Below are 22,791 nucleotides of genomic sequence, written 5' to 3' on the forward strand. Positions count from 1 at the left end.
ACCAGGAATCCGGGAGGGGCTGGGGTGGTGGCACTGGAGGAGCACGTGGTGCCAGGGGCGGGCGCCCGGGCCAGGCACAGCCACCGGGCACTGGTACGGAACCGCATGGCCCTGGTCCCGGCTCGGACTCCCTCGGGAAAAATTGCCGACGGACTGCCCAGCCAAGGCGCACGTCGTCAGCGAGGCACACACGCAGGCACATCTCGGGGCGGGATGAATATTCAGGGAGGAACCTGGAGTGATCTTCCACTCCAGACCGGGGCTGAAAAGCGCTGCGATGTAACGAAACATCTCGCCTGGTCGGGGCTCGAGGCACCCGATTTGCTTATTTTTTACCCTTGTTGATATCCATGGCTTCGGAATTCTTATAGACGTGATGACCTGCGGATACCCGATCCGCAGGTCTGAGCCGAAGGAAGCTGGGGAGCCCGGTGAGATTCGAGAGCGTGGCCAGATCCACTCCACAGCAGGCGCCAGCCCCCGTGTCCCGGGGCAGCCAGCGCAGCCCGGTGTCCGGTCGCGCCGGGCAAGGGTCGCGTGCACTGGAGCATGCGCAATTAGCCCGCTGGGCGGCGAGCCATGGGAATGAGCTGAGCATGCTGGCCGACGTGGGCAATAACTGGGTCAACGCGAAGGCTGCCCACGTGGGCCGCCCTGGAGCGCCGATGCTGCAACTCTCCGCCTTCCGGCGGGAGTACGTAGACACGGTCCTCAAGGCGCTTCTGGAGGGCCACGAAGGAGCCCGCACCGCGGCTCCGGGAAGCGTCAACGAAACCTCCGACTACGACGTCGCCGTCCTCGGCGGCCAAGGGACCTGGCGGGTCCTGGCCGAATTCAACAAGATCATGCGCGACGTGTGGGGCACCGAATCCGGGGTCACCTTCGATACCAATGTGTACGTCGACCTGGTCGAGCCCCCGAAGAGCAACCACATGACAGACGACGCCTCGTGGCAGATGCGCGGCGGCCGCCCCACCGTTCTCCCCGGCTGGCAGCGCGTCCAGGAAGTTGCCTCGCTCGCCAAGATCCGGCGTTTCATGTCGGCAGAGGAATGGCAGACCTTCTTCCGGGCCGTCACCGACTCCGTCATGGCCCCGCAGAGCGGTGCGGGCCGGAAGGTAGCCGACCGGTTCCTGCAGGCACGCCGGACGGAGCTCCTCTTCGGCTCGGCGGACCGGCTCTACTGTGCCTACGTCCGCGATGTGGCCCGAGTGCTGCGTATGCAGGGATACGACACCGCAGACGTGGCCATGGACGACGAGCAACTCGTCAGGCAACTGGAGGAGCACGACGAGAACGCCGTCATGCGCGCCCGCAACGTGCTCTACGGCATCCACATGCGCGGCGCCCAGAACCTGGCCCGCTCCTTCCTCGCTCATGAGTCCGGCCCCGGTGGCGAGGGCTGGCGCTCCAAGCCGAGCATCGCCGAACTCAACGCCCGCGCCAAGGTCTACGCCGTGGAGGCGTACCATGCGGCCGGTCCGGTCTTCGACATCGTCCACCGTCTGCAGGCCAAGCAGATCACCGCTGACGACCTGGTCGGATCGGATTACGGGCAGTCGTTCAACGAGCAGTTCGGCGACGCTCTCAAGGACCTGCACCACTACAACGACGACCTGGGCAAGGCCCTTTACCAGAGCTCGAAATACGTCAACCGCATGACGAGCGCGGCCGACGAACTTCTCCAGCGCGACGACGGCGTGCTCCCGTCGGACGCAGAAGCCATCCTCAACGCACTGCGCGAACTGAGCGATGGGAAGGGGGTGCTGCGGCGACTGCGCGCAGGGGACGACGAGGAGTTCAAGCAACTGACGGAACAACAGAAGTCTGCGCTGGCGCAGCAGGAGGCCGTACGAATCCTCGATGCCCGATCGCTCGGAGAGTTCCGGCAGAAGCTGACCCACCTGGCTCACGCGGTCCTGGTCCTGCGCTGCACTCAACGGCAATCCCACTACTGACCAGTGCTGAAGCCCCCAGATCTCGGCGTAGTCGATGACCAGGAGTAGGGGCAGGGCGGTGGTGGGGTGGTGCAGGCGGGCAGGGTGCCGTCCAGGGCAGGGTCGTCGGTGAGGTCGGAGCTCAGGTGCCCGGTGACCCAGCCGGCTATCGGGCAAGGTCCGGAAGAGACGGCCCAGTGACCGGCGGGCGAAGGACCGGCCTGACCGACGGACCTTACGGCGCCGTCCCGTCGCCCCCCGGGTGCCAACCGGCGTCGAGGACGAGGTCGGCGCGGTGGCGGCCCCGGGCGACGAGGCGGGCGTTCGACTCGTCCGAGCGGGCCACCCACGCACGCGCGAACGCCGGATCCTTGCCATGGCTCACGTGCCGGTCAACCAGGCGCCGTACGCGCAGGGCCTCATCCGGGGCCAGGTACCAGACCTCGTCCAAAAGCGGCCGTACCGGTGCCCACTCCGGGGCATCGTGGAGCAGATAATTCCCCTCCGTGATCACCAGCGGCACATCCTGAGCGACCCGGACACTGCCCGCGATCGGCTCCTCCAGAGAGCGGTCGAAAACCGGCGCGTACACGGCGGGTCCGCCGGGTGCCCGGACTCGGCGGAGCAGGGACACGTACCCGGCCACGTCGAAGGTGTCCGGGGCGCCCTTCCGGTCGGCTCGCCCCAGCCTGTCCAACTCGGCTTGGGCGAGGTGGAACCCGTCCATGGGCACCACCACGGCCCGCTCCGGCCCGAGCGCTTCCGCGATCCACGCCGCCAAGGTCGACTTCCCAGCCCCGGGCGGCCCGGCAATGCCCAGAATCCGCCGGGTGCCCGGCTCGGCCAGCCCCGCCGCCCTCACGATCAACTCAGATACCTGCACACAGGCATCCTCCCCCAGCCGCCCGCCGGCACTCACCGGTCATCGGCAAGACCCGGACAACCCCGACAGCACTCCGGGGGTAAGACGGCAGCGCTGGAGTGCTTTCTGGAGCGGGGGTGCAGCGGACGAGGGTGGAGCAGGTCCGCAAGCAGGCCGACGTCAGCAACGGCAGCTTCTTCCACCACTTCCCAACAAGCAGGATCTGGCAGAGGCGGTCTACCTGCAGGGGCTCGAACAGCATCAGGCCGAGCTCCTGGCGGTGCTGACGCCCAAGCTCGGACTGCGGGCCGGCATCGAAGAGGTCGTTCACCGCCATCCGGCGTGGATGGCTGAGCATCCATGACTTGCCACCTTCCTGCTGGCGCCACCGGACCGCTCCCCGCGACGCACCTCGCATCGCGGCCTCCAGCCGGGAGTTCTTCCACTCGGTCGCCCAGTGGCTACGAGGTCACGGTTGGGCTGGTGCCCCCGCGCTCAGCATCGTTGTCGCCGTCTGGACGGGGGCCCGCTCAGGAGTACGCGCGCCACCGGCTGCTCGACAGCGCCGAGTGGACCGTCGATGCGCCACCGGCCCTTGCGGTCATGGACAGCCTGCTCGGTGCTGTCGATCCAGCCGCGGTGGTTCCGTCGCACCATGGCGACATCACCGTTGAGGCGGTGCTCGACACGGCCGTCATCGAACCGCTCATCCATGCCTGGGATCTCGCGCAGGCAGCCGATCTCGCTCTCCTCGGACGCGGTACACGCTGAACATCTCGCCGAGGGCCCCGAGCGCCTGCAGGCGGCGGACGGCTCAGGGCGAACGGTGCGGACCGAGGTCGAGGAGGACGGCCGCCAATTGCTCCGCGGTGAGGCTCGGCGCGGGCAGGGCCGATGCAGGGCGTGTCCCGGCGCGCAAGCCGTCCAGGAACAGGGCCAGTTGCCGTCGCCAGGCATGCGGCGGGCCCGCGGCTTCGAGGGAGGGGACGGAACGGCCCAGCGTGGCCAGACTCATGAGCAGGTCCTCGACCGTGACATCGGGACGCATCGCTCCGTCCCTCTGGGCACGGTCCACCAGCAGGGCCATCGTCTGGTGATTGTGGACGTGGACGGCGTCGAGGGAGGTCACGCCCTCGACTGGGGCGGTCATCAGATCGTTGATGCCGCGGTCCGCGGCCAGCACCGTGAAGACCGCCTCCAGGTAGCGGGCCAGCCCCTCCCATGCGTCGGCCGCACCGCGGGCTTCTTCCCCGGCTGCGACCGTTCCCTGGAACGCGTCCTGGAACACCGCGTCGATCAGGGCGGCGCGAGTGGGGAAGTGCCGGTACAGGGTGGCGTTCCCGACGCCGGCCCGGCGGGCGATCTCGTCGAGGGGAGCGTCCAGGCCCTGGGCGGCGAAGGCCTTGCGCGCGGCGGCCAGCAGCAGCTCGCGGTTGCGCCGCGCGTCACGCCGTACCGGCGCGGGCCGTTCGGTGCCAGGGGTCACGCTCTCGCTCCTTGTGTTGCTCGTGCCCACGTGCGCACCCCGGTGGCGGGGGGCCGTGGTCCCGTACGGATGCTAGTGCCATCGGTGGCGGCGTCATGCCGGGAGCCGCTGCGACCAGCCCACCGGTAGGGCGACGAGGCCCCTGAGCATGGTTCCCGGGCGGCGTACGAGGGAGTCGGGATCGACGGCCAGGTTGAGGTCCGGCAGCCGGCGCAGCAGCGTCTCCACGGCGATCCGCCCTTCGAGGCGGGCGAGCGGCGCACCCAGGCAGTGGTGGATGCCGTGGCCGAAGGCGAGGTGGCCGCGGGCGGTACGGCGGATGTCGAAGCGGTCGGGATCGGAGAAGTGTTCGGGGTCGCGGGAGGCTGCGGCCAGGGAGAGCATCACGCTGTCGCCGGCCGCGATGCGGAGGCCCGCGATCTCCACGGGTTCCGCGGCAAACCGGAAGGCCGCGGCGGTGACGGGAGCGTCGTGGCGGAGCATCTCCTCGACGGCGCCGTCGAGGAGGCCGGGATCCGCCCGCAGCGCGGCGAGCTGGTCGGGGTGGCGCAGCAGGTTCAGGACACCGCCCGAGATGAGGTTGACGGTGGTCTCGTGCCCTGCGACGAGCAGCAGGAAGGCCATGCCGAGCAGTTCCTCGGCGGAGAGTCCGTCCTGTGCGGCGGAGGCCCGGACCAAAGCACTCATCAGATCCGGGCCGGGATCACCGGCCTTGGCGGCGATGAGCGCGGCGAAGTACGCGCTCATCTCACCGGCGGCGGCACCCGCCGCGGTGGGCGATGACGGCGCGACGAGCTCGGTCGACCAGGTGTGGAAGAGGTGCTGGTCCCCGACGGGAACTCCGAGCAGCTCGCAGATGACGGTCAGCGGCAGCGGCAGGGCGTAGTCGGCGACCAGATCGGTGACGCCGACGGACGGGAGTGCGTCGAGGAGGCCGTCGGCGATCTGCTGCACGCGGGGCCGCATCGTCTCGATCCGCCCGGCGGTGAACTCGCGGGCGACCAGAGTGCGCAGGCGGGTGTGCTGGGGCGCGTCGGTCTGCAGCATGTTCAGCCCGATGGCGTTGCCGCCGTCGCTATCCCACGTCGCGGAGTGACGTATGTCGTTGCGCAGCCGGGGGTCCGTCAGCGCGGCGCGCACCTCGTCGCGGCCGAGAACGAGCCAGACGTCACCGCTCCCGGGAATGTGGACACGGTGCACGCGGCCCTTCTCGCGCAGGGCGGCGTAGACGGGGTAGGGGTCGGCGGTGAAGTCCGTGCCGATGGGGGCGAGTTGGTCGAGAGTCGGGGCGGGCATGGCAGGTCCTTTGCTTTCGGGCGGGACGGGGAAGGATCCCCGGTTCGGTTGGCCGGCGTCGCTTCACGGAACGGGGGTTGTCCCTGGAGCGAGGCCGGTCCTCTGTCGGGGGCGGAAGGGGGGTGGGGCACGCGGGTGGGCCCGGCGGGCGGCGCGATGCGGCAGCTCCGGCCGCCCCGGCGGCTCCGACCGGTCAGGCGGCTCCGACCGGTCAGGCGGACTTCGGCAAGGTGACATGTGCGCCGGCGCCTTGGGCCCTTACGAGTTGTCGGCGCGTGCCGCCGCGCTCCATGAGGTGGGCTTCGGGAGGTGCGGCGAATGGGGCCGCTTGGGTGACTGCGAGGGAGGTCGCCCGCCCGTCGGAGACGGACACCGTTCAGTACGTCAAGCGGCCCATACCGCGCGGACGGCGTCCGCGCACGAGGCCGCCTGGATACGGCCGGCCCGGGCGGCGGCTGTCCGGCGGGTCTGGTCGAGCATGTTGCGGCCGAAGACCTTGCGTGCCGCACGGTCCGGGGTGAGGACCGCCACCAGCGCCCCGTCCGCGGCGAGTTCCGCCCCCTGCTCGGTGGCACTCGGGTGCGGGCCGACGGATTCGGCGATCGGAGTGATGGCGACGACGCGCCCGGCACCGCGGGCGAGATGCACATTGGCCGTCGAGCGACTGCCTCCGTCCATCCATCGGCGTCCGGCCGCCGATACGGGCGGCCAGACCACGGGTACGGCGCAGCTCGCCGCCACCGCCTCGGGGAGGGTGACGGGTGAGGCGGAATCGAAGGCGACCAGCTCTCCGTCGGCGGCGTCGACCGCGGTCACCCTCAGGTCCGCCGCGGCGGGCCAGTCGGATACACCGGCCAGGAGCACGGCGACCGCCTTGTGGACGTCCGATTCGGGGACGGTACGGGAGGCCAGGGCAGCCCGTCCGAGACGCTGAGCGGATCGCTGCGGATCGCGCGACCCGAGGGCGGCCCAGAGGAAGCGGACCGTCTGACGCAGCGTGACGGTGACGTCGATCTCCGGGGCTCCGTCGAGTTCTTCGCGGTACATCTCCTCGATGCGGACGCCGGAGGTGAGCCGTGCACCGATCACGGAGCCGGCAGAGGTTCCGATCGTCACGTCGGCGCCGGAGAGGTCGAGGCCCTCCTCGGCCAGCCCGGCCAGCATCCCGACCGTCCACGCGAGTCCGACCGCTCCCCCGCCACCGAGCACCAACGCCGTGTTGATCATGATCGCCACTCCTCAGTATAAAGCGGGGAGCATTCCCCGTTTCCCTGACGGGAGGACGGTAACACGGAAAGCGGGGACCAGTCCCCACTTTCTTTGGCGCTCGGATTGTCCCGCTCCCGCCATGGCGGGTACTGCTCCCGGCCCACCAGGGCGGGACTGACCAACTCGGCTACGGGCCACCCCGTGATGGCGGCTTGCCCCAGAGCGCCCGCACGCGTGCAAGTTCGCGTCTGGGAGAGGTGGCCCGGCATCCCCGCGTGCGCGCTCGTGGCGGTGCGGCGGTACACCCGGACGTAGTGGTCAGCGGGAGGATTTTGGCGGGACTCAGATACGGGGCCAGCCCTGGCCGGCTGTCACCTCGCGTGCCATGCGATGCCACTGGCCCTCTCCGCCGGGCAGGGGCCAGGACCAGGTCGGCTGTTCCGCGGTGTTCAGGTCGTGAAGAAGACGGACGAGCCGCGGGCCGGCGGTGGCGGCGCCGTCCGGGACGGTGGGGCCGTGGACGGCGCGGAGTTCGGCGAAGCGTGTCAGTTCGTCCTCGTAGGAGCTCACGGCCCGATCGATGCTCACGGCCAGGTCATCGCGCGGCACCAGGCGGTGCAACTGCAGCAGCGGAGGCTCGACGGATTCGGCGATCGCCGCGGCGAGCCGTGCGTGACCGTCCAGGATCAGATGACAGTCCAGGCCACTGACCCACCACAACAGGACGGGTGGGAGCGTTCCTTCACGGGCCTGCTTGCGGTACGCCTTGACCCGACTGTCATCTGCATCGGGCATCGGCCGCAGCGGAAGGACCTCTCACGAATGGGAATGGAGGAACCAGTCGATGTAGCCGTCCGGACAGCCGTCGACGAGCATCGAGTTCCAGTACTCGGCATGCGAGGTGCCGGTGTGGCGCCAGCGCCGGAGCGGACTGTCGCACGAGAGCAGCCATCGGCCCTCATGCAACGGGCTGTCCGGTGAGTCGATGAGGTACTGCGCAAAGCGGTGAGCCCACCGTCGCGGGCTGCCCGCCAGGGCGCGCCCCACATCGGCGCGCAACGGCGGGACGACGGAGCGGTACTCGTCGGTGCGCCAGAAGTCCACGCCTTGGAGCTGCTCGTCGACCACGGCGAGCAGCACAGGCCGCGACAGCTGGGAGAGCAGGAGGCGCGGCCCGGTGCTGAACACGCACAGTCCCGGCCGGTCAGGGTCCCGTACGTCCAGGGACAGGCCCACCCACGTGCCATCGTCCCTCGTGACATCGTTGCGCTGCATGCCGGGAGCGTAAACCGGCTGCCGGGTAGACCCCGACAGCTCCCTCGGCCGTTCGACGCGACCCACACACTCCACGAGCCGGTGACCCCAGGGAAACACGCGGAGGTGCTCGTTGAAGCAGACGACCAGTTCGGCAGCACACTGGCCTCTGGCGGCATGCGTCCCGAGCACCTGCCGTCCCCGGCGCCCTCCTCGGCTTCGGGTGCATGGCAGCCAGCCCTGGGCTGGCGCGCCCCGCCAGGATCGCGCTGCTGCTGACCCTCGGGGCGGCATGTGCGGTGCTATGGCTGCTGGCAGTAGGGGTGGACAGTAACGGGGCCCTGCCGATCTCGGGAATGTCCTTCGCAGGGACACTCATCGCGGGGTTCACAACCCTGGGGCGCCTGACCTGCAAGCTGCTCGCCCAGCAATGACCGTGCGCCGTCCCAATCCGTCGAGGCGATCGTCTGCGCCTCCAGCTTCCTCGACATGTCCAACCAACACCGTGTGGTGCTCACCCGCCCCGAGGAACGCCGGGTGAGGCTGGAGCCGCCCGGCCGGGGCGCGGGCATCAGGCCGTTCGGCACGGGGCGCCGCCCCGGCGTGGCTGCGCGTGTGCTCCGCGTCCGGGACGTCCCCGGCTCGCCGGGGCGGTGTTACGCGGCCCAGTCGATGTGGTGGCCGTAGGTCTGGCGTGACTGCTCGCCGTTGGCCAGGCGCGGCAGGAGCAGCGGCATGAGCAGGTCCCGGATGATCCGCCCGGCGGGGCCGGCGGCCTTGTTGTTGTTGATCCGGGCGGCCTGCTTCACGATCCGTTCCACGCGCGGGCGCCGCAGGGCCTCGTACGCGGTGAAGGCGTCCTCGACGCTGGGCTGGTCGCGCAACGCCTTCGCCAACTCGACGGCGTCCTCGATGGACAGCGAGGCACCCTGCCCCGAGGTCGGGGAGGGGGCGTGGGCGGCGTCGCCGATGACGATCATCCGGCCGCGCCGCCAGGCCGGGAGCGCCGGCATCGCGTGCATCGGGCTGGCCGGGGTGATCTCCTGGCTCGCCCGGATGAGCGCGGCCGCGGGGCCCGCGTCATCGGCGAAGAGCTCGGTGAGCCGGCTGCGCCACTCCTGCGAGCCGACGGTTTCCACCTCGCCGCGGGCGGGCTCCCGGGGGCGCGGCAGGTTCGCGAACCACCAGACCTCGCCGCCGGGCGCCGGCACGTAGCCGAAGAAGGCACGCTTCCCGAAGACCATCCGGTAGGTGCCCGGCGCGCTGTCCACGGGAACGCCCCGGGTGTAACCGCCGAGCCCGATCAGCCCCGAGTAGGCGGGGGCGGGGGCCGCCGGGTCGATGAGAGCGCGGACGGTGGAGTGCAGGCCGTCGCAGCCGATCAGCAGATCCCCGTGCGCTTCGCTGCCGTCAGCGAACACCGCGCGCACACCGTCACCGGTGTCGGCTGCGTCGACCAGGCGCTTGCCCTGCTCGATGCGGATGCCGCGGCGCAGCGCCTCGTCGCGCACAGCAGCGTAGAGGTCGGCGCGCTTGAGGGTGCGGCTGGTGATGTCGCCGTCCAGACGGCTGGTGCGCACCTGCCCCAGGGCCTTGCCGGTGGTGGAGACCATGTCGATCGCCGGAGTCGCGAAGCCGGCGGCGACGGCCGGGGCGTCGGCGCCGATGGTGCGCAGGGCGTCGATGCCGTTCGAGCCCAGCGTCAGGAACACCCCGACGCCGTCGGCCCCGTCGGGATGCGCCTCGTAGACGGTGGAGTCGATGCCGGCCTTGTGCAGCGCCATGGCGGCGGCCGGTCCGGCTATGCCACCACCGATGATCAATGCCTTCACGTTGAGTGCACCTTCTTCAGTCATGGAACTACAATGAGTTATTTAGATCAATCTAACTAAATAGTAGAGCTACGATGCCGTGGTGACAAGCAGCGAGGAAAATCAGCGGCCGGGCGGGCGGGAGGGGCTGGTCGAGGAGGTCCTGCTCGCGGGGCGTGAGCTGTCCACCGCGGCGGTGCTCTTCCACAGCGCGCTCGCCTCCCGGCAGGGCCTGAGCGCCACCGACACCAAGGCCCTGGACCTGGTGGCCCGGCTCGGCCCGATGACGGCGGGCGACCTCGCCCGCCACCTGAACCTCAAGCCCGCCTCCGTGACCGCGCTCATCGGGCGCCTGGAGGACAAGGACGCCCTGCGCAAGGACCCGCACCCCCAGGATGGACGCAAGGTGGTGCTGCGCTTCAACGAGGAGTTCGCCACCCGCCACATGCACTACTTCGCCGGGCTCGTCGGCTCACTGCGCGACCTGTGCGAGCAGTACACGGACGAGCAGCTGGAGACGGTGGCGTCGTTCACCCGCGAGGCCGCACGCAGGCAGGCCGAGGCCACGAAGCAGATGCCCTGACCCGGGGACGACGCCCTGTGCGCGAGCCAGAGCCGGGGCCGGCGGCGCAGTGCGGGCAACCGCCGCGCCACCCCCTGAAAGCGCCGCCCGGAGAGCACACAGACCGCAGAGCCCCGCAGTCCGGCGGAGGTCGACGCCGACTTCCTGAACAGCAGTGATGCGCTGACCACTTGAGCTCGCGAACAATCGGAGAGGCGGGGAAGCAGCACAGCGCATGGCGGGGGCATACTCGGCGCCGCGTCCGTCCCCGATGCCATATTTTGACGATGCGGTCCTGTACCGGGCGAAGTTCGCCCGCCGGCTGCCGACTGGTCCCTCGAGCTGACCGAGCCCACGCAGGGGGGCGTCGAGCTCCCACTGCACATCGTGCGGTCCGGACTACGGGCCTTCGCGGGCCTTCGACCTGGACCAGCCCCGACAGCGCATGGGCCTGTACCGGACAGTCCTCACCGAAGGCACCCGCGAAGACCTGTGCCGAAAGCTGAACGCCGATCTGCTCAGCGCCCTGTGGCCAGTGCTTTGCACCCTTGCCGACCCGAGCATCCAGAACGTATGGGAACCGTACGGGAGAAGGCCTTCCCCCTCGTACTCAGCGGCGACGTATGCGAAGTCGACGTGCTCAAAGAAGTGTTCTGGCGCCCCTGCGACGGCAGCACGGGCCCGGGCCTGTCCTTCGTGCGCGCGGGCCTGCCGGTCCGGGACCTTCCGCGCCAGCGCTGCAGGGCGCCCGGATACGGGGTGGGTGCTGTGGGTCCATGACGGCCGTGAGGAAGCCGCCCGGCATGGAGGTCGCCGCGACAGCCGAACGCAAGCAGATGTCCTACCTCGGCTTACTCGCCGAACTCCTCCTCGACGAGTGCGACGACCGGGCCCGTCGCCGCTCCGAACAGCAAGCAGCCGGCTGACCGGCGCGCGACAGCCGCAGCTACACCGGATAGCCGATCTGAGCGATGTCATCGGCGAGGTCCTCGAGCCGAACCGCGGGGTTCAAAGCCGAGACGACTTCCTGCGTCAGCAGCTTGAGGTCATAGATGTGCTGGACTGCTTCCAGGGGCGGTACCGCCTCGTAGTAGTCCTCGGCGAACTCCAGATAGGCCTCGGCGCTACCGTCCAGCAGGAGCCCGAACAGCAACTCAGCACCGTCTGCGTCGTCCTCGTCCTCGTTCGGGACCTGGACGTCGCCGCACTTCCAATCGGAGTCCGCGCCCTCGCGCCACAAGCACACGGTGGCCCGCTGAACACCGTTGGGATCGAGGAAGGCGACCTCCTGGGCGAAGGACCGCAAGGTCTGCGGCAGCGAGTCGAACAGACCTGGCCACGGGGCCGGGGGCGACACCCGGTAGGCGTTGATCGGTGACTCGTGGTAGGTCGCCTGGGCATAGACCCCGGGCTCGGAGAAGACGATGACGTAGTCATTGCCGCTTCCGTCCTTCATCGAGGCCAACTCCTCAGACGGCGCCCACTGCCTGTCATACGAGTAGTACCGAGACTCCCACTCCGGGCTCAGGACGGCATCCAACATCGCCATAGCCTTCGAGCGGGCACGGACGATCTCGGGGACAGGCAGCTGCGCGATCAGTTCGTAGACGGTCACAGGGCAATACAAGCGGAAGCCACTGACACCACCCCGAGCGCCCCCGACACGCCACGGTGCTCTCGGTTCTCGGCGACACTCCCCGGCCCGTCAGCCGGCAACCGTTCTCCGAGCCCGTCAACAAACGCTCTTCGGCTCTTCGGATCCGATGCTCAACCCTCGGTGAGATCCGCGATCAATACGGTGGCGTTGTCCGGCCGATCGTCGGCGTGCGCGACAGCGGCCGTTACCAGGGTCCGGGCGGCCTTGTTGGGGCAGCCCATCAGGTAGTCGCTCATGGAGAGTCCGGCGTCTTCGAGGGGTTCGTAGGCGCCGTCACTGGCCAGTACGAGCCTGCCGCTGCCCGGGGCCGTGACCGATCCCAACGGGGCGTGGGCGCTCGTGTCGCCGAGGCAGGACGTGACCCGGTTGCGGGCGTACGGTCCGGGCTCCTGGTCCAGGTCGAGGAGCACTTGCCGCATGTTGTGATCCTTCGTCAGGCGCTGCGGTCGGGCGCCGAGGGTTGGGAGGAGGTAGGCGCGGGCGTCACCGCACCAGGCCACCTCAAGCGGCTTGCCCGGCTCGGCCACGGCCACAACGGCCACGGCCTTGGGCAGGTACTCCGCACGCCATCCCCGCTCGGCCAGGTCGGTGGCCCGTTCGGCGTGGACCCGCCGCAGGCCTTCCAGGGCCCCGGTACGGGCGGCCGCGCGAGCCAGTCGACGCGCGGCTGCGAGCGTCCAGGCCCGGACTTGGTCGGTGCTGCCGATGCCGTCAAGGAGGGCGTACGCGCGGCGGCCCTGGTGGGTGTAGGTGGCGGTGGCGTCGCACTGGTGGGAACGGCCGCCGATGAGCTGGGCTGTGCTGTGGGTGGTCATGGTGGCTCCTGCCTGGGGTTTGGGCGGGGCGGGAGGGTTCTCCCGCCCCCTTGGGAGGTTCTGACCGGCTGGGAGCCGTTCAGACGGTCGCGAGACGGAAGGCGCGTTCCACGGCGCCGGCGGCGGTGCCGATGGCGTGGTATCCCGCCCACGCGGCCCCCCGGGTGTCGGCCTGTTCGGCGTGCTTGAATCGGTCTTCTCTGTGGACCCAAGCTCGTGGTGACCTCATGCGGCAGCTGGATCTCCCGGCGTGTCAGCCGCGACCGTGACGCCACGGCCTCACCGAGAACGACGGCTCCCGCCGGCCCGATGGCACTGCCGGGTTGTGGGCAATTCCAGGTCCACGACAGGAAATCCCATGTCCCACATCCTGAATGAGGCGCAGAATCCGTCGCCGGCGAGACCCCTCGCGACCATCTCACCGCAGAATCCGCTGACATGCCCACACCATCGACGCTCAACATGACAGCGCCAATCCGGGCAATACGCAAACAGGGCTTTCGCTGAATTTGACGTGTTCAGAATCCGGGTCAAGGTCCATTCGGGCGCCACCCCGACGCCGGAGCGAACCCCGGATCAGGTCGAACCCCGTACACCACTTCGCAGGACGCAACCTCGTTGAGCGCTTCGGTGGGTCTGTCTCACATCAGGCTTTATGCCAGGGCTCGTTTCTCGCGAGTCCCACTGGTCACGAAGGAGTCTGATCCTTTCAAGGCGAGACCGCCGGTGTTGCCACCGGAGGACCGGTCGAGACAGCCCCGACGCCCGACACGGCGGGCGGCGTCGCACCGGGTTCGGCACCGACCTTGATGCAGCCGGTCACGGCCGCCATGGCAATGACACACGCCGCCAAGGAGGCGAACGCCCTCTTTCTCGTCACGAACCTGTCTCCCAGTTGCGCTGAATTCGTAGGTACAACCCTTGATCGTCCCGGCTGTGCTTTCCTGCTCCAGCCGGTCAGGCCGCTGCTCCCGAGGCTCGTACCCGGTCAGTCCTTTTCGGTCTGGGCAGCCTCCAGCAGGGCGGCGAACCGCTCCACGCGGCTGCGTGCGAGGCACCGCCAGCGAAACGCGAACTCCAACAGCGCGGCGAGCGCGGCGACAACTACGGCGACCTCGGCAGTCATGATGGGCGCCAGGTACAGGATGTCTCTCACGCCTCGCCACTGCTCTGTCTGGCTGCGGCGTCAGCGCTGAGTCCGTGCCGGCACCGGCCGACACCGCCCTCTCCGAGATCGCGAGCGCCGGGAAGCAGGTGCGGTGACACAGAACAGGCCCGAAGGGTGGAGCACTTCGTCGCCCTGAGCAGCATGGTCAAAGTCAACTGTTGTCCCCGGAGTCGCAGCGGCCGACAGTGATACAGATGATCAGGGCAATGAAGGTGGAGGCCATTGCCACCTTCATCACCAGCTGGAAATGCATCGTCACTGGCATCTCCAGCGGTCATTGCGGGCGGTCACGGGGACCTCGCTTCGCAGCCCGAGGTGTTCCAGGAGGGCTTCCGACTCGCTGCTCCAGCCCTGCAGCGGGCATGAGAACGGTGATGGTGCCCGGCCCGTCGTACGGACAGGCCGGGCACCGTCGGCCACGGGGACCGACCGGGTCCAGGGCACGTGCCCAACCCGGGCTATTGGCCACCACTTCTGATTCATGGGCGTTCATCTCCCCTTTCCGAGCCGCATACACACAGTGCGCATGCATGCATGCGCAGTGACTATGCATGCCTGCACATCAGCTGTAAAGCTGATCCGCGCACTTCGTTCTGGCATATGCAGCTCGGTCCCCCGGTGCCCCTGTGGGTTCCATGGCCGAGGAGGGGGACGCCACCTGGGAGAATGAACGCGTGCATGGCGAGCACAGGGACGGTTCGGACGCGCTAGCTTTGCAGGCATGCGGAGCTCGGACATCACCCAAATGGCCCCGGCGCGCTTCGGCGTCCTGGTGGCCGAACTCGCCGTCGCGGCGGGCTACGACTTGACACCCGGAGGAACTGGGCGAGCAGCACTCGCCCGTGACACCGGCATGAGCCTCTCGGCCGTCGGGCGCATGCTCACGGGCAAGACCCTCCCCCTCCCCTCGCAATACGAGGCAATCGCCAGTGCGGTGAGAACAGACGTACGCCGGTTGCTCGTTGAGGGAAACGTGATTTCACCCAATTGCTGGCCCGAACACGACAATGGGGCGCTACCCTCACAACCTCACCCACTCACACCCGAAAACGCGATTGAGTCATGGGGCATCAAGGAACCCTTGATCCGCTCCATGCTCCTCAGCCAGATCGAGACCGCGATCCGACTTCAGCACCAGCAAGACGGACGGGCCAGCGCAGGGGGTGCCACAGTGAAGGGATAACGCGTGCTCAGACGTACCCCCGCGATCAGCACGGCCGCAGCACTTTGCCTGGGCGCCTTCTACGGTGCCGCCCTACGCGACCACGAGTGGACCCCCCAAGCCGTCACCGGTTCCCTCGTTGTGCTGGTCGGACTCTTCGGTCTTCTGACGATCCGCCGACGGCGCGATCCCCACGATCGCCAGACCACCGCCATCCGCCGGACCGCCGGCATCCGCCGGGCGAGCCGGAAACTGACCGCCGAGCGCGAAGCCCACGCCGCCACCACGCAAGAGCTCGAAGAGATGCGCTGTGAGTACAACCTCCTGGTGCAGGAAACCATGCGGGACCGGGCACACCGGTTCGCACTACGTCCAACCAGGTGAGACCACAGACCTCGCGGCCCGGACTCCGCCGCCTTCCACACCGACCCACCGCGCGGCCCCGCCGTGCCCTTCAGGTGGCACCGTCGACCGTCGCCCCCGGTCTGCCCGCACAGCGGACCCGCTGATCAGCCGGCCCGAACCCCTGACCGCCGTCCACGAGTTGCTCGGGACGCCCCGGCTGGTGGCTCTGCCCGGGCCCGGCGGCATCGCCAAGACCCGGCTCGCCATCGAGGCCGCCGCGCGTCTCTCCGCCTCACGCGACGCACTCCTCGCCGACCTCGCCCCGCCGCACGCCAGTACGGACGCACTCGCGCAGGCCGCCCACCGGCTGGCCGACGTCGCCGACCCGGCTGGCGGCGCCGAGACGCCGACGGCGTCCAGATCCTCGGCGGCCGGAAACTCGTGCATTGCGACCCGGAGTCCGAGTGACCTATCAACTCCCCTTCTCTGTACGGAAATTCCTCTCGGTCGCGCTGCCACAACACCGCGGAAGGAGGTGACCGCCCGCCGCTACGACCGCGAGGCCGGGCACGGCCGATGCATCACCCGCTCGGTCCGTACGTTCACCGTCACCAGCCCCGGCCCCGGCCCCGGCCTGGACTTCCCACACGTCGTCCACGCGGTGAAGATCCTCCGGTACCGCACCGACCTGAAGACCGAGCGACGCAAGGTCCAAAAAGTCGACGAGGTACGGGACGCGGCGGGCGGAAGGCCGGGGCTTCGGGTCGACGGTGGACCCGGTATGGCTGTGCCGTCGACCAGGTGGCACCGGTTCAGAGCAGCGCGTGCGGGTACTGTGCGGCGCGCTGCTGAAAGGCCAGGACTGCTGGGTTCTGAACCGTGCCGCTGCGGATCTCGATCGCGCGGCGAATGGTGGGGTCGCCGTCCCAGCCGGCCGGCCCTTCCAGGACCGACCGCAGGAACGGGATCAGCGCCTCGCTGTTCTCCCAGGTGGCCGCGTCCCACAGGTAGGAGGGGCTGTGATCCACGGCGTAGTAGTGGACCTGGTCACCGACGGTGAACATCGGCGCGTTGAAGGTGGTGGGCCGAGCCCAGGCGAAACCCATGCCCTCGTCGCAGGAGACATCGATGACGAGGGTGCCGGGCAGGAGCTTCGGCAGGTCCTCCTCTATCAGGAACATCAGCGGCGCCGCGGTGTCCTGGAGCACGCAGTTGACGATGATGTCGTGCCCCGCGAGGAAGTCGGCCAGTGGCTCCGGGCCGTCCTCGGTGAGCACAATGCTGCGCCGCGGGTCGAGGGTGTCGTCGGCCTCGTCGTGGTCGAAGTGCACGATCCGTGCCGAGTGGATCGGTGAGCTGACGGCGGCGATCCCGCGGGCAGTCAGTACATCCACATCGTGAACGCCCAGTGCGCTGAGCGCGGTTACCGCGCCACGGGCGGTGGCGCCGAAGCCGATCACTACCGCGCGCCGCCGGCGCCCGTAGTCACCGGTCGCCCCGGTCAGCTGCATGGCGTGCAGCACCGACGAGTAGCCGGCCAATTCGTTGTTCTTGTGAAAGACGTGCAGACTAAACCCGCCGTCCCGGGTCCAGTGGTTCATCGCTTCGAAGGCGATCAACGTGAGCCTTCGGTCGATGGCGGCCTGCGCGACCTTTTCGTCCTGCACGCAGTGCGGCCACCCCCACAGCACCTGCCCGTCCCGCAGGTCCGCCAGATCTTCGTGCAGCGGTTTGGCCAGCAGAATGACGTCACACTCTGTGATCAGATCCTCGCGCGAGCGGAAACCGGCGACCCACGGAGCAAGCTGATCGTCCGAAACACCGAAGTGATCGCCGTAACCGGTCTGCAGATAGATGTTGGGCTGAAGGTCGGCATCGATGCGTTCGAAGTGCGCTGGGTGGATCGGCAGACGGTACTCGTTCTCTTTGCGGGTCTGCGACATGATTCCGAGCTTGAGCTGCTGCAAAATGCCCCTTTGATTATTACCTGTCTAGCACACGCCGGAGCACAGGGGGTCTCGTCGGCAGTACTCCTCCGGGCCGACCGCCCTGGTGGACACCCAATCCCGGCGTCTTCAGCTCGCAGGTGGGGGGAATGCCGGTCCGGGCTGGTGCGTGACCGACGACGTCTCCGGGATCCCGTCGGCGATCCCGCGGCGCCCGACGGCACGCTCACGTCCCGCCCTGCGAGGAGTACGCCGCCCAGTTCGCGAACGCGCTAGCTCGACGCGCCGAGTGTCCGGTCCCGCCAGCGACTGAAGAGGCTCTCCGCGTCGCCGCTGTACGACCACGGGATCCGCGTGGCCCGGTTGTCCAGAAGGGCGAAGACGGCCGGCGCCTGCGCCTCCATGCCCGCGTGGACCAGGCCATGGGCCAGGTAGTTCAGGTCGGCGACGTCCTGGGCGTAGGACACCGTGCGCATGGCGATCCAGCTGTCCAGCGCGTTGCGCAGGTCCCAGCGTGCCCGGTCTCCGCTCCAGTGGTAGGCCAGGCCGATCGCCGTGCGCCCCTCCGCCTCCACCTGGTGGCGGTACTGCTCCGCCCGCGCCACCTGCGGCAGCACCACGAGCGGTGAACCGGGCGGGGCGTAGACGGCCACGTCCCAGGCGAAGTTGTTGGCCTCGCCGTTCGATCCGTGCCAGCGCGGGGAGAGGTAGCGCAGCGCCTGGTGATGGGCTTCGCGGTGGTAGGGGTCGCGAGCGCGGAGTTCCTTCCACCAGCGGCCCATGTTCGGGTCGCCACGGTCGTAGAGCCGGGCGAGCGTCACGAGGGAAACGTACGGGTACGGGTCCTCGGGTGCCAGCTCGGCGGCCCGCAGACAGAGCCCGGCCACCTGGTCCAGGCTGTCGTTGGCGGGCATCGCCCCGCTGCGCGCCGCGGCGAACGTCCGCATCACCTCGGTCTCCGCGCGCAGTACGGCCGCGTTCGGATCGGTGGGGTCGGCGGCGTACCAGACGTCCACGGTGCGCCGACTCGCCGCCGCGTCCGCGAGCAGGCGGATGCGGTGGGCGCGCCGGTCCCAGTCGCCCGTCGGGTGCTCGGCCAGGAGATCGCGGGCCCCTTCCCAGCGGCCCATCACCATGTCCTGGCGGCACTGTTCCAGGCTTCGGTCGCCGAACGCCTGGTCGTAGACCGGTGCTCCGGAACGGCGGCGGCGCGGCCAGGGTGCCATGGACAATCCTCGGATCGGTGGGGTGGACGACGCCCGCGCCGGCGCGGGCCTGGGAGCTGGTGCCGGGCGCCGGATGCCGGATGCCGGCGCACGTGCTCTTCGTGCCGTCAGAAGTCGGTGAGCACGTCGTCCCGCCGTTCCTCCGCCGCGAGGCCGGGTCCGGTGAGCGGTCCGGCGCCCTGTTCCTCCTAGAAGGCGTCCTGTTCGGGATCCAGCGGCCTGGGCCGGAAGTACGAGACGCCCTGCCGCCGGGAGAAGGTCATCGGGATCAGGCCCAGCGCGAGCGCCCCGGGGCCGATGGTGAGGGCACTGCCGGTCAGTTCCGGAATCGACATGACGAAGATCCAGATCATGAACAGAGCTCCGCCGAGCGGCCACAGTCCGACGAAGAAGAAGGTGCCCGCAGACCTGAACAGCACCCGGCGATGGGCGACCACGGCCGACAGGGCGGCGAGGGCGTAGTAGAAGGCGATGTGCAGGCCGATGCCGCTGACGGCGTCCCGTACGAACTGCGCGCCGGAGCCGGCCGTGGCGGAGACGATGACGAGGAGGAGCGCCACGGCCGCCACGGTGGCCGTGGCGACGGAGGGCGTCTGCCAGTCGCGGTGAATGCGTCCGAACACGGCGGGCATCGTGCGGTCGCGGCCCATGGCGAAGAGCGTGCGGGTCGCCTGGAGGAGGCTCGTCTCCAGGGTGGCGATCATGGACAGCATGACGGCGAGGACGAGCAGTCGGCCGCCCCAGCCCGGCCAGACGGCGTCGCCGAGCACGGAGAGAAAGCCGTCCGGGTTCTCCCGTACCGCGTCCGCACCGATGAGGATGTTGGTGGCGATGGTGAAGACGACGAAGATCGCGAACGACAGCGCGACGCCGATCAGGCCGCCAAGGCCGAAGGAACGGCGACTGGTGCGGGTCTCCTCGTTGAGATTGCTGGCGACGTCCCAGCCCCAGTAGCTGACGCCCGCGATCAGCGCGCCGGCGACGAAGCCGTGCGAGCCGTCGAAGTGGCCGAAGCCGAACCAGGAGAACGAGAAGTCCGCCGTGTTCCCGTCCTTGGCCAGGGCGGCGACGGCGAAGGCCAGGAGCAGCACGAGCTGGACGCCGGTGAGGATCCGGCGGGTGTACGGGCTGATCCGGGCGCCCTGCGCCACCACGCCCGCCATGAGCAGGAACCAGCCGGCGCCGACGGCTGTGGCCAGGCCGGTGTTCGCGGCCAGGTCCGGGCTGATGAGCGCGAGCGTGGCACTGCCGGCCGGGAGGGTGACGGAGACGAGGAAGGCCGTAGCCGCCACGACCAGGGCCCAGCCGCTGAGGAAGCCGAGGAAGGGGTGCATGGCGCGCGCGACCCAGGCGTAACTCGCCCCGGCGTTGACGTCGAGGCGTCCCAGATGACGGAAGGCGAGCGCGATGCCGATCATCGGTATCGCGCAGTACAGGAGCACCGCGGGGCTGGCGACGCCTACGGTGGCGACGAGTACGGGGATGGTGGCGGCAACGGTGTACGCCGGCCCGCAGCCCGCGACAGCCATGACCACGGAGTCGAGCGTGCCCAGGGAGCCGGCCCGCAGGCCACCCCCGTCGTTACCGGCCCTCTTGCCCACTGACTCCCCCTTCGCACCACCGCTTCCAGGTGCCTGATCATGCACACGGCAGAACGGAGCCACAAGGGTTACTCTTCGGTTTCTTTTGATGAACGCCCCATTCCATGCGCACTTCGCCTGCCCCATGGACCTACTGATTCGGATTTCGTTGCACGGGGTGAATCTGGGTGGTCGAGTGCCGCACCTGAAGGCTTGCTGCGGACCACCCACCCGCGCACCCGCGCACGCAGCCGGCGGCCGAGGTCCGTACGTGGCGGCAAATCACCGCTCCTGCCGCACTGCAGCCAGACGCTGCGACGGCTCCTACCGGCGCCCGCGCACGCGGAAAACGACGTCTTGGGCGACCTGCCCGGCCCCGCCCACCTCCCGACCCGCACCCCGCCCCGCTCCGCTCCGCCCCGACGGCCCGCACCCAGTTACGCCATCGAGCGGCTTTAGAAGTCATCTCATTTGGTCAGTCTGCGGTAGCAGATGAGGGTGCAGGCGATGCTGGTGAAGGCGAGGAAGTGTTCGGCCTTGCGTTCGTAGCGGCGGTGCAGGCGTCGGCAGCCGGCGAGCCAGGACATGGTCCTTTCGACCACCCATCTGTGGCGGCCGAGCCGTTGTGAGGACTCGATGCCTCTGCGGGCGATGCGGTGTCTGATGCCGCGTCCGCGTAACCATCGTCGCAGGTGGGCGTAGTCGTAGCCCTTGTCCGCGTGGAGCTTGCCGGGCTTGCGTCGTCGGCGTCCGCGGCGGGATCGGATGGGCGGTATGCCGCGGACAAGGGGCTCGAGAGCCTGGCTGTCGTGCAGGTTCGCGCCCGAGATCGCGACGGACAGGAGCAGACCGGTCCGCTCGGTGATCAAGTGGATCTTCGAGCCGAACTTGCCCCGATCCACAGGATTCGGACCTGTCAGATCCCCCTTTTCAGGGCCCTCATGTTCACCGAGTCGATCGCGCAGCGGGACCAGTCGAGTTCACCGCGGACGCCGAGTTCGTCGAGGACCAGCCGGTGGAGCTTGGCCCACACCCGGGCCTCGCTCCACTCGGAGAATCGTCGGTGGGCTGTCGCCCCCGAGGGGCCGAACGATGCCTTGGGAAGCTGCTGCCAGGTACAACCCGACGTCGCGACGAACACGATCGCGGCCAGTACTTCACGGTCACCATGCCGGCGCCGCCCACCGCCCTGAGGCCGCGACGGCGCGTCCGGCACCACCCGCTGGAACAGCTCCCACAGCTCGTCCGGCACCAGCCGTTCAACGATCCCCACCATGGCCGACAGTCTACCCGCGAAGCCCAAATGAGATGACTTCTTAAGGGATCCATCGGACGTAAATCCGACCAACGAGCGGGACCCGGGGACTCCGGTGGATACCCGTTGCCATGACCCTCCTGTCCGCGGTGCCCCGCACCCTTCCCCGGAGGCCGGGCGCCCGTGGCGGGCCCGACTGCTCAAGGAGCGCCATGCTCACCCGTAAGTCCCTGGTCCGCACCGCCCAGGTGCTCTGCATGGGAGCCGCCGTCACCCTGGCCTCGACCGCGCTGGCCACTCCCTCCTCGGCCGCGACCCTGAACGTGGCGTGCACCCAGGCCGCCCTGCAGGCCGCCATCAACACGGCCAACGGCACCATCGCCTCCGACACCCTCAACCTGACACCCGGCTGCACGTACCAGCTGACCACCGAACTGCCCGCCATCACCTCGGCGGTCCTCGTCAACGGCAACGGCGCCACCATCAACCGCCAGTCGGGAACCTTCCGCATCCTCACGGTCAACGGCGGCAACCTCACCCTGCGCACGGCCAACCTCACCAACGGCAACGCCAATGGCAGCGCGATCGCGCCCGGTGCCGGCGGCGGCATCGTCGTCACCGGCAACGGCGTCCTGACCGTCAACAGCAGCACGATCCGGAACAACCAGGCCAACTTCGGCGGCGGCCTCAGCGTGTTCAGCGGCTCCCAGGCCAACGTGGGCACGACCACGTTCCAGGCCAACGTCGCGAACCAGAACGGCGGCGGCATCGTCAGTGATGGCACGGTGGCCGTCAACGCCTCCCAGATCAACGGGAACTCGGCCGGCGGCGCCGGTGGCGGCATCGCCCACATCGGAACCCTGACGGTCACCGCCACCCGCATCACCGGCAACAACGCGACGACCGGTGCGGGCCTCGCAAACGGCGTACCCAGCGTCCCGGGCGGCACGGCCACCCTGAACGCCGTCACCCTCACCGGCAACACGGCCACCGCCCCCAACCCCGGCGGTATCTACAACAACGGCGGCACCGTGACCCTGCGCGCCACCCAGGTCGGGCCCAACGTCCCGAACAACTGCCTGACCAGCCCGAGCCCGGTCCCCGGCTGCTCCGGCTGAGCACACCACCTCCCCCGGCCGGCCGTCGACGCGGAATCCCCGTGCGACGGCCGGTCGCGGTCTGTTCATGGCCCTGCCCACGTCTATCCACCCGTCGGCATG

The 22,791-nt window shown here is 69.3% G+C and carries 19 protein-coding genes and 2 pseudogenes; 7 read left to right on the plus strand and 14 right to left on the minus strand.

What is annotated here, in order from left to right:
• The first annotated feature begins 596 nt into the window (after nucleotides 1–596).
• Nucleotides 597–1,958, plus strand: a complete 1,362-nt coding sequence (locus AC3IYJ_RS01060) for a hypothetical protein (protein WP_489399434.1) — start codon at nucleotides 597–599, stop codon at nucleotides 1,956–1,958.
• A 214-nt stretch (nucleotides 1,959–2,172) separates the two neighbouring features.
• Here AC3IYJ_RS01060 and AC3IYJ_RS01065 read toward each other — a convergent pair whose 3' ends face one another.
• Nucleotides 2,173–2,820: a nucleoside/nucleotide kinase family protein gene (locus AC3IYJ_RS01065; protein WP_489399435.1), complete on the minus strand. Its 648-nt coding sequence runs from the start codon at nucleotides 2,818–2,820 to the stop codon at nucleotides 2,173–2,175.
• A gap of 582 nt (nucleotides 2,821–3,402) precedes the next feature.
• Between AC3IYJ_RS01065 and AC3IYJ_RS01070 the strand changes: the two genes are divergently transcribed.
• Entirely contained in the window at nucleotides 3,403–3,570 is a 168-nt protein-coding gene (locus AC3IYJ_RS01070) for a hypothetical protein (RefSeq protein ID WP_489399436.1), read from the plus strand.
• A 43-nt stretch (nucleotides 3,571–3,613) separates the two neighbouring features.
• Here the strand turns inward: AC3IYJ_RS01070 and AC3IYJ_RS01075 are convergent, their stop codons facing one another.
• The 6 genes from AC3IYJ_RS01075 to AC3IYJ_RS01100 form a co-directional block, all read right to left on the minus strand.
• Entirely contained in the window at nucleotides 3,614–4,285 is a 672-nt protein-coding gene (locus AC3IYJ_RS01075; RefSeq protein WP_489399437.1) for a TetR/AcrR family transcriptional regulator, read from the minus strand.
• 93 nt (nucleotides 4,286–4,378) lie between these two features.
• The gene (locus tag AC3IYJ_RS01080; RefSeq protein ID WP_489399438.1) at nucleotides 4,379–5,581 is read right to left on the minus strand and encodes a cytochrome P450 family protein; all 1,203 of its coding nucleotides are present in this window, start codon (nucleotides 5,579–5,581) and stop codon (nucleotides 4,379–4,381) included.
• Nucleotides 5,582–5,965: 384 nt separating this feature from the next.
• A complete protein-coding gene (locus tag AC3IYJ_RS01085) occupies nucleotides 5,966–6,808 on the minus strand; it encodes a patatin-like phospholipase family protein (protein ID WP_489399439.1) in 843 nt (280 codons plus the stop codon).
• Nucleotides 6,809–7,132: 324 nt separating this feature from the next.
• Nucleotides 7,133–7,585 (minus strand): hypothetical protein, encoded by a 453-nt coding sequence (locus AC3IYJ_RS01090; RefSeq protein WP_489399440.1) that lies wholly within the window; start codon nucleotides 7,583–7,585, stop codon nucleotides 7,133–7,135.
• 21 nt (nucleotides 7,586–7,606) lie between these two features.
• Nucleotides 7,607–8,065, minus strand: coding sequence for a hypothetical protein (locus AC3IYJ_RS01095; protein WP_489399441.1), 459 nt, complete (start codon nucleotides 8,063–8,065; stop codon nucleotides 7,607–7,609).
• Nucleotides 8,066–8,700: 635 nt separating this feature from the next.
• On the minus strand, nucleotides 8,701–9,900 hold the full coding sequence (locus tag AC3IYJ_RS01100; RefSeq protein WP_489399442.1) for an FAD-dependent monooxygenase: 1,200 nt from the start codon (nucleotides 9,898–9,900) through the stop codon (nucleotides 8,701–8,703).
• A 58-nt stretch (nucleotides 9,901–9,958) separates the two neighbouring features.
• Between AC3IYJ_RS01100 and AC3IYJ_RS01105 the strand changes: the two genes are divergently transcribed.
• From AC3IYJ_RS01105 to AC3IYJ_RS01115, 3 genes and pseudogenes are all read left to right on the plus strand, one after another.
• On the plus strand, nucleotides 9,959–10,438 hold the full coding sequence (locus AC3IYJ_RS01105) for a MarR family transcriptional regulator (RefSeq protein WP_489399443.1): 480 nt from the start codon (nucleotides 9,959–9,961) through the stop codon (nucleotides 10,436–10,438).
• Between the two features lie 214 nt (nucleotides 10,439–10,652).
• Nucleotides 10,653–10,997, plus strand: a pseudogene (locus tag AC3IYJ_RS01110) (hypothetical protein); the annotation flags it as partial.
• Between the two features lie 226 nt (nucleotides 10,998–11,223).
• Nucleotides 11,224–11,340, plus strand: a pseudogene (locus tag AC3IYJ_RS01115) (IS21-like element helper ATPase IstB); the annotation flags it as partial.
• A 23-nt stretch (nucleotides 11,341–11,363) separates the two neighbouring features.
• Here the strand turns inward: AC3IYJ_RS01115 and AC3IYJ_RS01120 are convergent.
• The 3 genes from AC3IYJ_RS01120 to AC3IYJ_RS01130 form a co-directional block, all read right to left on the minus strand.
• A complete protein-coding gene (locus AC3IYJ_RS01120) occupies nucleotides 11,364–12,032 on the minus strand; it encodes a hypothetical protein (protein ID WP_489399444.1) in 669 nt (222 codons plus the stop codon).
• A 152-nt stretch (nucleotides 12,033–12,184) separates the two neighbouring features.
• Nucleotides 12,185–12,889 carry a PP2C family protein-serine/threonine phosphatase gene (locus AC3IYJ_RS01125; RefSeq protein ID WP_489399445.1) on the minus strand — a complete coding sequence of 235 codons (705 nt, stop codon included), beginning with the start codon at nucleotides 12,887–12,889 and terminating at the stop codon, nucleotides 12,185–12,187.
• Nucleotides 12,890–13,877: 988 nt separating this feature from the next.
• The gene (locus tag AC3IYJ_RS01130) at nucleotides 13,878–14,045 is read right to left on the minus strand and encodes a hypothetical protein (protein ID WP_489399446.1); all 168 of its coding nucleotides are present in this window, start codon (nucleotides 14,043–14,045) and stop codon (nucleotides 13,878–13,880) included.
• Nucleotides 14,046–15,243: 1,198 nt separating this feature from the next.
• On the opposite strand from AC3IYJ_RS01130, the gene AC3IYJ_RS01135 reads away from it, so the two are divergent.
• Entirely contained in the window at nucleotides 15,244–15,603 is a 360-nt protein-coding gene (locus tag AC3IYJ_RS01135) for a hypothetical protein (protein ID WP_489399447.1), read from the plus strand.
• A 773-nt stretch (nucleotides 15,604–16,376) separates the two neighbouring features.
• Here AC3IYJ_RS01135 and AC3IYJ_RS01140 read toward each other — a convergent pair.
• The 4 genes from AC3IYJ_RS01140 to AC3IYJ_RS01155 all read right to left on the minus strand — a co-directional run bounded on the left by AC3IYJ_RS01140 (nucleotide 16,377) and on the right by AC3IYJ_RS01155 (nucleotide 21,592).
• Nucleotides 16,377–17,531 carry a N(5)-(carboxyethyl)ornithine synthase gene (locus AC3IYJ_RS01140; RefSeq protein WP_489399448.1) on the minus strand — a complete coding sequence of 385 codons (1,155 nt, stop codon included), beginning with the start codon at nucleotides 17,529–17,531 and terminating at the stop codon, nucleotides 16,377–16,379.
• A 251-nt stretch (nucleotides 17,532–17,782) separates the two neighbouring features.
• Entirely contained in the window at nucleotides 17,783–18,736 is a 954-nt protein-coding gene (locus AC3IYJ_RS01145; protein WP_489399449.1) for a hypothetical protein, read from the minus strand.
• A 188-nt stretch (nucleotides 18,737–18,924) separates the two neighbouring features.
• Complete coding sequence (locus tag AC3IYJ_RS01150; RefSeq protein ID WP_489399450.1) at nucleotides 18,925–20,337, minus strand: APC family permease; 1,413 nt, start codon at nucleotides 20,335–20,337, stop codon at nucleotides 18,925–18,927.
• A 446-nt stretch (nucleotides 20,338–20,783) separates the two neighbouring features.
• A protein-coding gene (locus tag AC3IYJ_RS01155; protein WP_489399220.1) for an IS5 family transposase occupies nucleotides 20,784–21,592 on the minus strand; the annotation gives its coding sequence in 2 pieces (ribosomal slippage) (nucleotides 20,784–21,244 and nucleotides 21,244–21,592; 810 coding nt in all).
• 191 nt (nucleotides 21,593–21,783) lie between these two features.
• Here AC3IYJ_RS01155 and AC3IYJ_RS01160 point away from each other — a divergent pair.
• Nucleotides 21,784–22,689 (plus strand): hypothetical protein, encoded by a 906-nt coding sequence (locus AC3IYJ_RS01160; protein ID WP_489399451.1) that lies wholly within the window; start codon nucleotides 21,784–21,786, stop codon nucleotides 22,687–22,689.
• Nucleotides 22,690–22,791 lie beyond the last annotated feature (102 nt).

Source organism: Streptomyces sp. GL_140, from assembly GCF_057834465.1.